The sequence below is a fragment of the Phenylobacterium sp. genome, assembly GCF_036263695.1.
Taxonomy (GTDB): domain Bacteria; phylum Pseudomonadota; class Alphaproteobacteria; order Caulobacterales; family Caulobacteraceae; genus Phenylobacterium.
Genome location: NZ_DATAGM010000306.1, coordinates 1 through 11133, shown reverse-complemented (window position 1 = coordinate 11133; position 11133 = coordinate 1). Strand labels below are relative to the sequence as shown.

The 11133-nt window shown below is 70.6% G+C and carries 15 protein-coding genes; 3 read left to right on the top strand and 12 right to left on the bottom strand.

The annotated features are described in order from the left end of the window. The 4 genes from VHK87_RS12505 to ruvC form a co-directional block, all read right to left on the bottom strand. Nucleotides 1-277: hotdog domain-containing protein (locus VHK87_RS12505; RefSeq protein WP_329635227.1), on the bottom strand; the 277-nt coding region annotated here is incomplete at its 3' end. Between the two features lie 131 nt (nt 278-408). Continuing rightward, nucleotides 409-1449, bottom strand: a complete 1041-nt coding sequence (gene ruvB, locus VHK87_RS12500) for a Holliday junction branch migration DNA helicase RuvB (RefSeq protein ID WP_329635226.1) — start codon at nt 1447-1449, stop codon at nt 409-411. Next, nucleotides 1446-2066, bottom strand: a complete 621-nt coding sequence (ruvA, locus tag VHK87_RS12495) for a Holliday junction branch migration protein RuvA (RefSeq protein ID WP_329635225.1) — start codon at nt 2064-2066, stop codon at nt 1446-1448. The genes ruvB and ruvA overlap by 4 nt, the downstream gene beginning before the upstream one ends. Then, nucleotides 2063-2608 (bottom strand): crossover junction endodeoxyribonuclease RuvC, encoded by a 546-nt coding sequence (ruvC, locus tag VHK87_RS12490; protein ID WP_329635224.1) that lies wholly within the window; start codon nt 2606-2608, stop codon nt 2063-2065. The genes ruvA and ruvC overlap by 4 nt, the downstream gene beginning before the upstream one ends. 163 nt (nt 2609-2771) lie before the next feature. Here ruvC and VHK87_RS12485 point away from each other — a divergent pair, with 163 nt between their 5' ends. Next, a complete protein-coding gene (locus tag VHK87_RS12485; RefSeq protein WP_329635223.1) occupies nt 2772-3176 on the top strand; it encodes a hypothetical protein in 405 nt (134 codons plus the stop codon). Between the two features lie 3 nt (nt 3177-3179). On the opposite strand, the gene VHK87_RS12480 is transcribed toward VHK87_RS12485, so the two are convergent. Further along, complete coding sequence (locus tag VHK87_RS12480) at nt 3180-3875, bottom strand: MgtC/SapB family protein (protein WP_329635222.1); 696 nt, start codon at nt 3873-3875, stop codon at nt 3180-3182. A 77-nt stretch (nt 3876-3952) separates the two neighbouring features. Here VHK87_RS12480 and VHK87_RS12475 point away from each other — a divergent pair, with 77 nt between their 5' ends. After that, a complete protein-coding gene (locus tag VHK87_RS12475; protein ID WP_329635221.1) occupies nt 3953-4891 on the top strand; it encodes a hypothetical protein in 939 nt (312 codons plus the stop codon). On the opposite strand, the gene VHK87_RS12470 is transcribed toward VHK87_RS12475, so the two are convergent. Beyond that, a complete protein-coding gene (locus VHK87_RS12470; protein WP_329635220.1) occupies nt 4888-5634 on the bottom strand; it encodes a YebC/PmpR family DNA-binding transcriptional regulator in 747 nt (248 codons plus the stop codon). The genes VHK87_RS12475 and VHK87_RS12470 overlap by 4 nt on opposite strands. A gap of 132 nt (nt 5635-5766) precedes the next feature. Here VHK87_RS12470 and VHK87_RS12465 point away from each other — a divergent pair, with 132 nt between their 5' ends. Next, on the top strand, nt 5767-5991 hold the full coding sequence (locus VHK87_RS12465; RefSeq protein ID WP_329635219.1) for a hypothetical protein: 225 nt from the start codon (nt 5767-5769) through the stop codon (nt 5989-5991). A gap of 3 nt (nt 5992-5994) precedes the next feature. Here the strand turns inward: VHK87_RS12465 and VHK87_RS12460 are convergent, their stop codons facing one another. From VHK87_RS12460 to VHK87_RS12435, 6 genes are all read right to left on the bottom strand, one after another. Next, nucleotides 5995-6369: a VOC family protein gene (locus VHK87_RS12460; RefSeq protein ID WP_329635218.1), complete on the bottom strand. Its 375-nt coding sequence runs from the start codon at nt 6367-6369 to the stop codon at nt 5995-5997. 93 nt (nt 6370-6462) lie between these two features. Continuing rightward, the gene (locus VHK87_RS12455; protein ID WP_329635217.1) at nt 6463-7062 is read right to left on the bottom strand and encodes a histidine phosphatase family protein; all 600 of its coding nucleotides are present in this window, start codon (nt 7060-7062) and stop codon (nt 6463-6465) included. After that, nucleotides 7059-7850, bottom strand: a complete 792-nt coding sequence (locus VHK87_RS12450; protein ID WP_329635216.1) for an SDR family NAD(P)-dependent oxidoreductase — start codon at nt 7848-7850, stop codon at nt 7059-7061. The genes VHK87_RS12455 and VHK87_RS12450 overlap by 4 nt, the downstream gene beginning before the upstream one ends. 39 nt (nt 7851-7889) lie before the next feature. Then, nucleotides 7890-8735, bottom strand: coding sequence for an alpha/beta hydrolase (locus VHK87_RS12445; protein ID WP_329635215.1), 846 nt, complete (start codon nt 8733-8735; stop codon nt 7890-7892). 68 nt (nt 8736-8803) lie between these two features. Next, the gene (locus VHK87_RS12440; protein ID WP_329635214.1) at nt 8804-10129 is read right to left on the bottom strand and encodes a nicotinate phosphoribosyltransferase; all 1326 of its coding nucleotides are present in this window, start codon (nt 10127-10129) and stop codon (nt 8804-8806) included. A gap of 58 nt (nt 10130-10187) precedes the next feature. After that, on the bottom strand, nt 10188-11133 hold a 946-nt coding region (locus VHK87_RS12435; RefSeq protein WP_329635213.1), incomplete at its 5' end, for a quinone oxidoreductase family protein.

The window sequence follows — 11133 nt, the reverse complement described above, 5'->3', positions numbered from 1 at the left end:
CGGTGCGCACGTGGAGCGCGTCGTCGATCCGTGCGGCCCTTCGGAACTCGACCTCCATTCGGACGACGGCGAACCCCGCCGGCTCGTCCGCAGCCGCCAGCTCGGCGTGACGGACGCCGATGGCCCGCAGGCAGTCGCTCCGCCCCCGCTCAAAGAAGCGCACGTAGGCGCCGTGGTAGACGATGCCCGTGAAATCGGTGTCCTCGTAGTAGACGCGCACCGGCAGCACATGCTCGCGATCGACGAACCAGCCGGCGGTGGGGGCGGGGGAGTCCATATTGGGGTCTTACCGCGGGAAAGGCCGCCTCCACCACGCTTCGCGTGGTCCTCTCCCCCAGAGGGGGAGGAGAATCGCCGCGCCGCCGCAGCTCCTCTCCGCCGGAGGCGGTGGAGGGGGCTTCCCGCGCCTCAGTCCTCGAACAGCCCCGGCTGGGCCTTAGCGGGCGGCACGACGACCGGCGGCGGCGCCGTCAGTCCCAGGTGGGCGTAGGCCTTCGCGCAGGCGGTGCGGCCGCGTGGGGTGCGCTGGATGAACCCCTGCTGCATCAGGAAGGGCTCGATGACGTCCTCGACGGCGTCGCGGGCCTCGGCGATGGCGTAGGCCAGGGTCTCCACGCCGGCCGGCCCGCCGGCGTAGTTCTCGATCAGCGCGCGCAGGTACTTGCGGTCGAGGGCGTCGAGGCCGGCCTCGTCCACGTCCAGGCGTGCCAGCGCCTTGGCGGCCGCCTTCTGGTCGATCACCTTGGCGCCGTCGGCCTCGGCGAAGTCGCGGACCCGGCGCAGCAGCCGGCCGGCGACGCGGGGCGTGCCGCGGGCGCGGGCCGCGATCTCGGCGGCTCCGTCCTGCGCCAGGCCGACGCCCATCTTGCCGGCCGCGTGGGCCAGCACCCGCTCCAGCTCGGCCGGCGTGTAGAACTCCAGCCGCAGGGGGATGCCGAAGCGGTCGCGCAGCGGCGTGGCCAGCAGGCCCGCCCGGGTCGTCGCCGCCACCAGGGTGAAGGGCGCCAGGTCGATGCGGATCGAACGGGCCGATGGGCCGTCGCCGATGATCAGGTCGAGGACGTGATCCTCCATCGCCGGATAGAGGATCTCCTCGACCGGCGCGGCCAAGCGGTGGATCTCGTCGATGAACAGCACGTCGCGCGGCTCGAGGTTGGTCAGGATGGCCGCCAGGTCGCCGGCCTTGGCCAGCACCGGCCCGGAGGTGGCGCGGAAGTTCACGCCCAGCTCGCGGGCGACGATCTGCGCCAGGGTGGTCTTGCCGAGGCCGGGCGGCCCGAAGAGCAGCACGTGGTCGAGGGCCTCGCCGCGTGACTTGGCCGCCTCGATGAAGACCGACAAGTTGCCCTTGGCCGCTTCCTGGCCGACGAACTCGGACAGCGTCTGGGGCCGCATGGCCCGGTCGGAGGGCTCCATCGGCTCGGGCTCGCCGGAAACGATGCGGGTCATCGGCCGAGCTCCTGCAGGGCGGCCTTGATCAGCGCCGGAGCCTCGGCCTCCTCACCCAGCCGCCCCAACGCCTGCTCGACGACCCGGCGGCCCTGCGCCTCGGCGACGCCCAGTCCCATCAGGGCGGCGACCGCCTCGCCGGCGGCGGACGGCTTGGCTGCGGCCCGCGCAGCAGCGGCCACCTCGGCGTGGAAGGCGGCGACGGGGCTGTCGGAGATCGGCTTGCCCTTCAGCTCGGCGACGATGCGGGCCGCCAGCTTGGGGCCGACGCCCGAGGCGCGGGCGACCGCCGCCTTGTCGTCCCGGGCCGCGGCGGCGGCGAGCTCGGCCGGCGGCAGCACGTCGAGCACGGCGAGCGCCGCCTTGGGGCCGACGCCCTGGATGTCCTGCAGCATGACGAAGGCGCGCCGCTCCTCCCGCGAGAGGAAGCCGTAGAGCCGAAGGCCGGTCTGCTCGCCGAACTGGCTCTCCACGTGAATCACCACCTCGGAGCCGAGCTCGGGCAGGCGCGAGAGGGTGCGGGTGCCGCAGCGCACGAGGTAGCCCACGCCCATGACGTCGATCAGGGCCTCTTCCTCGCCAACCTCGGCGACCTGGCCGCGCAGCCGCCCGATCATCCGGCCCTCGCCCGCGAAAGGCCCGTCAGCTTGCGCGAGTTGGCGTGGGTGATGGCGACGGCGAGCGCGTCGGCCGCATCTGCGGTGGCGTCGCCGGCCGAAGGGAGGATGCGGCGGACCATGAAGGCCACCTGGGTCTTGTCGGCGGCCCCGGTGCCGACCAGAGCCTTCTTCACCACGGTGGCGGCGTATTCGGCCACCGGCAGGCCGGCCTGAGCCGGAGCGATGATGGCCGCGGCCCGGGCGTGGCCCAGCTTCAGGGTCGAGGCGGGGTTCATGTTGACGAAGGTCTCCTCGACAGCCGCCTCGTCGGGCGCATGCTCGGCAATGACCGCGCAGATCGCCTGGAACAGGTGCAGCAGCCGTTCCGAAAACGGAGCACTCTCGGACGGGACGATCACCCCGTGGGCCACATGGGACAGCCGCGCGCCGTCCAGGCTCACCACGCCCCAGCCGGTGCGGCGCAGGCCCGGGTCCAGGCCCAGGATGCGGACGGGCGCAGGCCCTGCCCGTGCGGCGGCGAGAATCATCGCGTTCGGCATTCGTTCCAAGTGTACTTGGCCGATGTAGGGGGCGGTAGGGTTAAGGATGAATTGAAGCTGCGACCGATGTTCCGGGCGGGCGCTTGCGGGACCTCGCCGCAATCTGACCGCGTTTTACCGCAAAGGACCGCGCGGGCGGGCCAAGCGACGGAGATCTGCTATCGTGAAGACGGCGTGGTGGGCGGCGGTGGCCCTGATGATGGCCGGCTGCGGCCAGGGCGGCGGCGGAGACTCGGCCAATCCCCATGCGGGGCTGGATGTCGCCATCAAGGACTGGCGCGGCGACATCATGAAGACCGAAGCGGCCTGCCGGCAGGCGAAAGGCCCCGAGGGCGAGGCCTGTCAGCAGTTCGAGGTGACGTGCAAGGTGGAGAGCCCCATCGACGAGACCGAGCGGGCGGCCGGCGTCACCGAGAAGGTGCTGGCGGCGATGACCTGGACAGCGCGCGACCCGGCGATGAACGAGCAGAAGCCGGCTTCGGCCACGGCCACCTTCTCGCGCACCTCGGACGGCTGGACCCGCAAGGCCGCCGATCCGGTGAACCTTCGGACCTGCGCGCCGGCCTGACGCTCAGTCGTTGCGGGGCGCCAGGGAGAACTCCAGGACGCGTGGATCGGACTTCAGGCGCTCGGCCAGGACGTCGGTCGCCGCCCCCTTGCCCGCGTGCAGGGTGGCGCCGAACTCCACCACCTTGCCCTCGTCGGCGAGGCTTTGGCTGACGCCGCCCAGGCCGAAGCCCAGCGCCTTCAGGGCCGCGCGGAACTCGTCCTCCGAGGCCGCCTCAGGGCGCCGGTAGCGGACCGTCGCGTCGATCACCCGCAGGCTCGGGAGGCGCTCGTCGCACAGCCGCAAGACCGCCAGAACGATCAGCGTCGCGATCGTCCCGGTGACCGCCAGCCCGTAGGCCGCGACGCCGAAGAGCGTGCCGAGCGCCGAGGTGATCCACAGGGACGCGGCGGTGGTCAGGCCGTGCACGCTGAGGCCATGGCGAAAGATCACCCCGCCGCACAGGAAGCCGATGCCGGTGAGGATGCCGTGCGCCATCCGTACCGGATCGATGCGGATCACCTCGGAGCTGGTGTCGCGCATCCACTCCACCTGGTTGACCGCGCCGAGCATCAGTAGGGCCGAGGCGAGGCACACCAAGATATGGGTGCGAAACCCCGCCGGCCGGCCGCGGTACTCCCGCTCGAACCCGATCAGGGCCCCGGCGATGATCGCGCCTGCGATCGGGCCCACGTAATCCCAGAGCCAGTGCTCGATCATCCCGCCTCCGTTTTGGTCCGGATACGGAACGCCTAAGGTGGCGGTTGGGTGCGCGGTGGCCCGTGCTATGGGGGGGCATGGCCGACGCTTTCGAGAGCCTCTACGAGCAGGGCTTCCAAGCCTTCCACACCGGAAACCATGAGGCGGCGACCGCGGCGTTGGTCCAGGCGCTGCAGCTCCGGCCGGACCACCAGCGGGCGATCTCCGGGCTCGGGATGGTGCTGCTGGGACGGGGGCTCTACCCCCAGGGGTGGGCGCTCTACGAGGCCCGCAAGTCCGTGGACCCGACCCCCCTGGATGGCGGCGACATCCCCGAGTGGAACGGCGACCCGCTGGACCGGCGCCGGCTGCTGGTCTGGCCTGAGCAGGGGCTCGGCGACGAGATCCAGATGGCCCGCTACATCCCGCTGCTGAAGGGGGCCGGGCGCGTGACCCTGGCCTGCTCGCCGCCGCTCGCGCGGCTGTTCGGCGATCTCGGCGTCGACATCTTCCCGACCGAAGGGGCGGCCCCGCCGCCCGCCGACGTCTATGTCCGCAATTTCTCGCTGCCCCGGCTGCTGGGCACGACGCTGGAGACCATCCCGCCCGCGCCTTACCTGCGCGCGCCCGCCGACCCGAAGCGCGACGGCGTCGGCTTCGTCTGGCGGGGCGATCCCACTCATCCCAACGACGCCCGCCGCTCGCTGCCTTCGCCCGACGTGCTGGCGCCGCTCGGCGAGGTGGCCGAACTGGTGGACCTGCAGACGCCGCGCGGAGACTTCCTGGACACCGCCGCGCGGATCCAGGGGCTGGACCTGGTGGTCACCGTCGACACCTCAATGGCGCACCTGGCGGGCGCGCTGGGAATGCCCTGCTGGGTGATGTTGCCGGCCCACGGGACCGACTGGCGCTGGCTGCGCGGGCGCGCCGACAGCCCCTGGTACCCGTCGCTCCGGCTCTACCGGCAGACCACCCCCGGCGATTGGGCCGAGGTCGTCGCGCGGATGAAGGCGGACCTGGCGGCCGCCCGCAGCTAGCTCGCCAGCCGCTCCAGCTCGTCGGCGGCGATGTCGTAGTTGCCCCAGACGTTCTGGACGTCATCGTCGTCCTCTAGGGCGTCGAGCAGCTTCATCAGGGTGGCGGCCGCGTCGCCGGAGACCGGCGTCAGGGTCTTGGGCCGCCAGGCGATGGCCGTGGACTTCGGCTCGCCGAGCGCGGCCTCCAGCGCCTGGGCCACTTCCGAGAGCTGTTCGAAGGCGGTGTAGATGGTGTGGGACTCCTCGTCGGACTCCACGTCGTCGGCGCCGGCCTCGATGGCGGCCTCCATCACCTTCTCCTCCGAGCCGGCGGAGGCCGGGTAGACGATCTGGCCCACCCGGTCGAACATGAAGGAGACGGCGCCTGTCTCGCCCATGTTGCCGCCGTTCTTGGAGAAGATGGCGCGCACGTTCGCGGCGGCGCGGTTGCGGTTGTCGGTCAGCACCTCGACGATGACGCCGACGCCGCCGGGTCCGAAGCCTTCATAGCGGATCTCGTCGTAGGTCTCGGCGTCGCCTCCGGTCGCCTTCTTGATCGCCCGTTCGATCACGTCCTTCGGCATGGACTCGGCCTTGGCGTTGGCCACCGCCAGCCGCAGGCGCGGGTTCATGTTGGGGTCGGGCAGGCCGGATTTGGCCGCGACGGTGATCTCGCGGCTCAGCTTGGAGAAGAGCTTCGATCGGATCGCGTCCTGGCGACCCTTCTTGTGCATGATGTTCTTGAACTGTGAGTGTCCGGCCATCGGGCTCTCTTGCTCTCAGCGATGATGCGTCAGCGCCGCTTCTACAGCCCGGAACGGGTCAAGGCCAGCGGCGCCCCCGCGCGGAACCGTCGCTGTCCATGCTAGTTTGCCCTCGGGAAGCGGGAGCGCGACATGAGCGAATACGTCCTCGACGACGACGACTTCAACGAAGAGCCGGAGAACGAGGTGGTGCAATGGATGGCGCCCAAGCCGCTGAGCGTGGGGGCCGCCGGCATCGCCAGCGTCGCCAGCGCCGCATTTGTGCTGGGCGCCCTCACGGCGGTGGGGGTGCTCGCCGCCCTCCACTGGATCGAGCCCCGCGGCCGCGACGCCGGCTGGCGGCCAAGGCTGCACTAGCCGCTACCGCGGATCCTGCACGCAGAACGGATTGCCCTCGGGATCGAGCATGACCGTGTAGCCGTCGTGGTGCTCGCGCACGGTGGCGCCGAGTGCGGCCAGCCGCTCCACCTCGACGCCCCTCGGTCCGCCGACGAGGTCCAGGTGGACCGGATTGCGGGCCAGGTCCGGCTTGTCCACGCGCTGGAAGCAGAGGGTGGGGCCGGGCCCGTCGATCATCACCGTGGGGTCGGTCTCCGGCGTCAAGCCCAGCGCGCCGAGGCGCGCGATCTCCGCATCGTCGTAGGGGCGCACCGAATAGCCCTCCAGCGCGCCAGCCCAGAAGCGGGCCAGGCTGGCCGGCCAGGTGCAGTCGAAGACGATCTCCTTGATCCGCATCCGGTCATGTTGCGGGCGGTGAGGTCGCGGCTCAACACCTCCCGCCGCTCCTACCTCCAGCCGCTTCGCGGGCGAGGTAGGAGGGAATGGCGGTTAGTCTGCCGGTTGGGCGGCCTGCGCCTCGGCAGCACAGTCGATCCGTTCGATGCGGCCGCCGGCCAGCCGGAACACCGAGTCCTGCGGGACGTCCAGCTCCAGCATCGCCTGCCTTGAAAGGCCGCCGTAGAGGCCGCGCAGCACCCGGCCGGCCATGCCGTGGGAGACGGCGACGATCCGGCGGCCGGCGCCGTCGACGTCCGTAAGCCAGTCGCCGATCCGCGCGGCGATCGCCTCGAAGCTCTCACCGCCTGGCGCGTGGAGCTGCCGCTCCCAAACGCCGGCGCCCGGCGGCAGCTTATCGACAACCTCGTCGATCAGCAGCCCGTCCCAGGAGCCCAGGCTGATCTCCCGCAGCCGGTCGTCGAAGCCGAGCGGCAAGCCGAGCCGTGCGTTGATGATCTCCGCCGTCCGCCGGGCCCGGCCCTGGGGGCTGGAGACCATCGTCCAGGGTTCGCCCTCGAGCAGTCCGGACAGCAGCGCGCCGATCTGCTCGGCCTGGCGGACGCCGTGCTCGGTGAGCGGCGAATCCAGAGCGCCCTGGTAGCGGCGGGCGAGGTTGAATTCGGTCTGGCCGTGGCGGACGAGGTAGATCACCGCTTCCCGCGCCGGGCGACCGGGTGAGAGGAGGAGAGCCCGCCGTCCACAACGATGGCCTGGCCGTTGACGTAGGAGCTGTCGTCGGAGGCCAGGAACAGCGCGGCGTGGGCGATCTCGGACGGCTCGCCGCCGCGGGCCAGCGGGTTGAGCTGGCCGATCCGGTCGGCCGTGCCCTTGGCCCGGGCGTATTCGTAGACGCCGCGGGTCATCCCGGTCTCGATCAGGCCCGGGCAGATGGCGTTGACCCTAACGCCCGTGCCGTAGAACTCGTTCGCGGTGGTCTGGACGAGGTTGATCACCCCGGCCTTCGAGGCGGAGTAGGGCACGCCCCCCGCGCCGGACCGGATGCCCGCCACGGACGCCGTGCAGATGATCGAGCCCTTGCCGGCCGGGATCATCACCTTGGAGGCGTGCTTGATGGCCAGGAAGGGGCCGATCAGGTTGACCTTCAGCACCGTCATCCAGTGCTCGGCGGTCAGTTCGGTGAAGCCCGCCTGGCCGGCGCTGCCGATGCCGGCGTTGGCGTAGCAGGCGTCGAGCCCGCCGAAGTCGGAGACAGCCCGGGCGATGAAGCTCTCGACGAAGGTCTCGTCGGAGACGTCGCCCGTCATCGCCACCGCGCGGCCGCCCGCATCGGTGATCTGCTTCACGGTGTCGGCGACCGCCTCGGCCCTGTCGACGCAGACGACAGCGGCGCCTTCCTGGGCGAACAGGATGGCGCTGGCCCGGCCGATGCCGCTGGCGGCGCCGGTGACGACGGTCGAGCGGCCTTGCAACCTGTCCATGGTTCTTCCCCTATTCTCTTCTCGTTCAGATGCGGTCGGTCAGGCCGTCGCCTTGGCGCGCGCGGCGGCGGCGAAAATGGCGTCGGCGACGGTCTCGTAGAGGGCCGGCGGCAGGTCGTGGCCCATGCCGGCGATCACCCGCAGCTCCGCGCCGGGGATGGCGGCGGCGGTGCGCTGGCCGCCGGCCAGCGGCACCAGCGGATCGGCTTCACCGTGGAGCACGACCGTCGGGCAGGCGATAGTGCGGCACCACTCGGTGCGGTCGCCGGTCGCGCGGATCGCCGCCAGCTGCCGGGCCACCCCGGCGGGGTTGTAGGCCCGCTGGTATTCCGAGGTGATCCGCTGGCGGATCTGCTCGTCGGTCCAGGGGTAGGCCGGGCTGCCGATGGTGCGCGCGTTGCGCATGCCGTGCGCGACGAACGCCTCGAAGTCTTTCGTGGGATCCGGCGCGGGCGTGTTGAGGACGGCGCCGGCTTCCGGCGTGGAGCGCATGCCCTCCGGGTCGCCCATGGCGGACATGATGGAGGTCAGCGAGAGCACCCGGTCCGGATGTTTCGCCGCCACCGTCTGGGCGATCATCCCGCCCATGGAGACCCCCGCCAGGTGCGCCTTCTCGATCTTCAGCGCATCCAGGAGGCCCACGGCGTCAGCGGCCATATCCTCCAGCCGATAGGTGTCGCCTGGCTTGAACCAGGTGGAGAGGCCGACATCGCGGTTGTCGAAGCGGATCGCGAAGTAGCCGTTCGCGGTCAGCTTCTCGCAGAAGGCCTCCGGCCAGCGGGTCATCTGCGAGCCCAGGCCGTTGATCAGCAGGATCGGCGGGTTCGCCGGATCGCCGAACGTCTCGTAGTAGATCTCGATTCCGTTGGCGGCGGCCTTCGGCATTGGGGCTCTCTCCTGTGGCCGCGCATATGACCTTCGCCGGTCCGTCGCTGGCAAGCCCGAAGCCGAGGTTAGACCTGTAGCGGGGCCCGGCTGACACCCTCCGTTCCGAACACCTGCCAGTAGCGGGCGACCTCGTCGGGCGGGCCGGAGGCTTTCTCATAGTTGTCGGAGAGCTTCACCGCCGGCCGGCCGTCGGCGTGGGTCACCTTGCAGACAAGCGACAAGGGATCGAACAGGGCCTCGCCGCGCGGGTCGCAGCCGCGGAAGTCGTTGGTGGCGTTGGTGCCCCAGCCGTAGGCCAGGCCGATCCTGCCGGCGAACTTGTGGTGGATGTCGAGGATGTCCACGCCATGAGGCCGGAAGCCTTCGATCCCGACGTCCAATCCGTCTGAAAACAGCACGAACCGCTCGCGCGGTTCGACGCCGCGGGCTCGAAGCCAGCCGAGCAGCTCCTCGCCGGCCTCGAAGGGCGGCTTGGAATCCGGCCGGTAGCCCTTCCAGTCGCGCGCCAGCCAGTCGGGCGCATGGCGCAGGAACTGGGTGGTGCCGAAGGTGTCGGGCAGGGCGACCAGCAGGTTGCCGGAGTAGGTGTCCTGCCATTCGGCGCACAAGCGGTACTGGGCCTGCGCCAGTTCCGCGTCGTCGCCGGCCAGGGCCGCCAGCACCATCGGCAGCTCGTGCGCATTGGTGCCTTTGGCCTCGAAGCCGTGCTTGAAGGCCAGGTGAGCGTTGCTGGTGCCGACGAAGGCGTCGCCGAGCACCTCCGCCATGGCCAGCACGCCCCACTCCTGCCAGAGGAACCCGTGCCGCCGGCGCGTTCCGAACTCGGAGATGGAAAGGCCTGGGAACCCCTTCAGCCGTCGCAGCTTCGCCAGGAGCTTGGCTTTGGCGCTCGCGTAGAGAAAGTCGAGCTCGATCTCGCTGCGCCTTCGATGCGCCGCCCGGCTCTTGAGCTCGCTGACAATCGCCAGCGCGTAAATCTCCCACCAGGTCGTCTCGGCCCAGGAGCCCTCGAAGCTCAGCCGGTACTGACCGTCGTCTGGGGTGAGCTCATAGTCGGGCAGCTGCAGGGTGCGAAGGAAGTCGATGAACTTCGGCCGGAAGATCCGTTGCTGGCCGTAGAAGCTCGCCCCGGCGATCCAGATCAGCTCGTTTTCGCGAAACCGCAGGGACCGCACGTGATCGAGGTGCGCGCGCAGTTCAGCCTCGTCGATGAGGTCGGCCAGCCGTACGGACCTGGTGCGGTTGGTCAGCGCGAAGCGAACCCGCACGTCGCGGTACCGCTCGAATATGAACTGCGCCATCAGCAGCTTGTAGAAGTCGGTGTCGAGCAGGCTCCGGACGATCGGGTCGATCCGGTAGCTGTGGTCATAGGCGCGCTTGGCCAAGTCCAACGTGTGGCTCCAGGCCGTGGGACGGCCGCGCGGGGCGGCCGTCCCCTCAACGCTCGAGCTAGGGGATCAGCAGCACCCGGCCGACGGCCTGGCGGCTTTCGATGTAGCGGTGCGCCTCGGCCGCTTCGGAGAGCGGGAAGGTGCGGTCGATGACCACTTCGAGCTCGCCGCGGGCGACCTGTTCGATCAGCCGCTGGATGTTGTTGTAGACCCGGTCGGTGCCGATCTCCGCCCCCAGGAAGACGCCGGACAGGCTCTGATTGCCGCCCATCATCATGCCGACGTCCACCTTCATCGGCTCGCGGCCGGCCTGGCCGACCATCGAGACCCGGCCGCGGTAGGCCAGGCTGTTGATCGAGCCCTGCAGGGTGGAGCCGCCGACGCTGTCGACGACGACGTTGGCGCCCTTGTTGTCGGTCAGGCGGCGGACCTCGGCGGCGACGTCCTTGTCCTTGTAGTTGATGCCGTGGTCGAGCCCGAGGGGCTTCAGCCGCTCCAGCCGCTCGTCCGACGAGGCAGTGGCCAGCACCAGCGAGGCGCCGCCCTGCTTGGCGAGCTGGATGGCCGCGACGCCGACGCCGCTCGCGCCGGCCTGCACCAGCACCACGTCGCCCTTCTGCATCCGGCCGAACTCGAACAGGCAGTCGTGGGCGGTGCCGAACGGCACGGGAATCGCGGCGGCCTTCTGGATGTCCATGCCGTCAGGGATCACCCAGGCGCTGCGGGCGGGGACGGCGCGCAGCTCGGCGTGGCTGCCGTGGTTGCCGCTGGTCACCACCTTCTGGCCGACCTTAAGGTTCGTCACCTCCTCGCCGACCTCGACGATCTCGCCGGCCGCCTGGTAGCCGACGATGTGGGGGTTCGTGACCATCCGGCCGCGGAAGCGGTTCAGGGTGTCGCCGCCCTCGATGGAGACCGCCTCGACGCGGACGATGACGCCCTTGCGGTGGCAAGTGGGATCGGGGACCTCCTCGTACTTGAGAACCTCGGGCCCGCCGGTTTCG

Bases quoted from the DNA above. Each gene is read 5' to 3' on its own strand.
- ruvB (WP_329635226.1), bottom strand. From the start codon at position 1,449: ATGACCCGCATCGTTTCCGGCGAGCCCGAGCCGATGGAGCCCTCCGAC.
- ruvA (WP_329635225.1), bottom strand. From the start codon at position 2,066: ATGATCGGGCGGCTGCGCGGCCAGGTCGCCGAGGTTGGCGAGGAAGAG.
- ruvC (WP_329635224.1), bottom strand. From the start codon at position 2,608: ATGCCGAACGCGATGATTCTCGCCGCCGCACGGGCAGGGCCTGCGCCC.
- VHK87_RS12480 (WP_329635222.1), bottom strand. From the start codon at position 3,875: ATGATCGAGCACTGGCTCTGGGATTACGTGGGCCCGATCGCAGGCGCG.
- VHK87_RS12475 (WP_329635221.1), top strand. From the start codon at position 3,953: ATGGCCGACGCTTTCGAGAGCCTCTACGAGCAGGGCTTCCAAGCCTTC.
- VHK87_RS12470 (WP_329635220.1), bottom strand. From the start codon at position 5,634: ATGGCCGGACACTCACAGTTCAAGAACATCATGCACAAGAAGGGTCGC.
- VHK87_RS12465 (WP_329635219.1), top strand. From the start codon at position 5,767: ATGAGCGAATACGTCCTCGACGACGACGACTTCAACGAAGAGCCGGAG.
- VHK87_RS12460 (WP_329635218.1), bottom strand. From the start codon at position 6,369: ATGCGGATCAAGGAGATCGTCTTCGACTGCACCTGGCCGGCCAGCCTG.
- VHK87_RS12450 (WP_329635216.1), bottom strand. From the start codon at position 7,850: ATGGACAGGTTGCAAGGCCGCTCGACCGTCGTCACCGGCGCCGCCAGC.
- VHK87_RS12445 (WP_329635215.1), bottom strand. From the start codon at position 8,735: ATGCCGAAGGCCGCCGCCAACGGAATCGAGATCTACTACGAGACGTTC.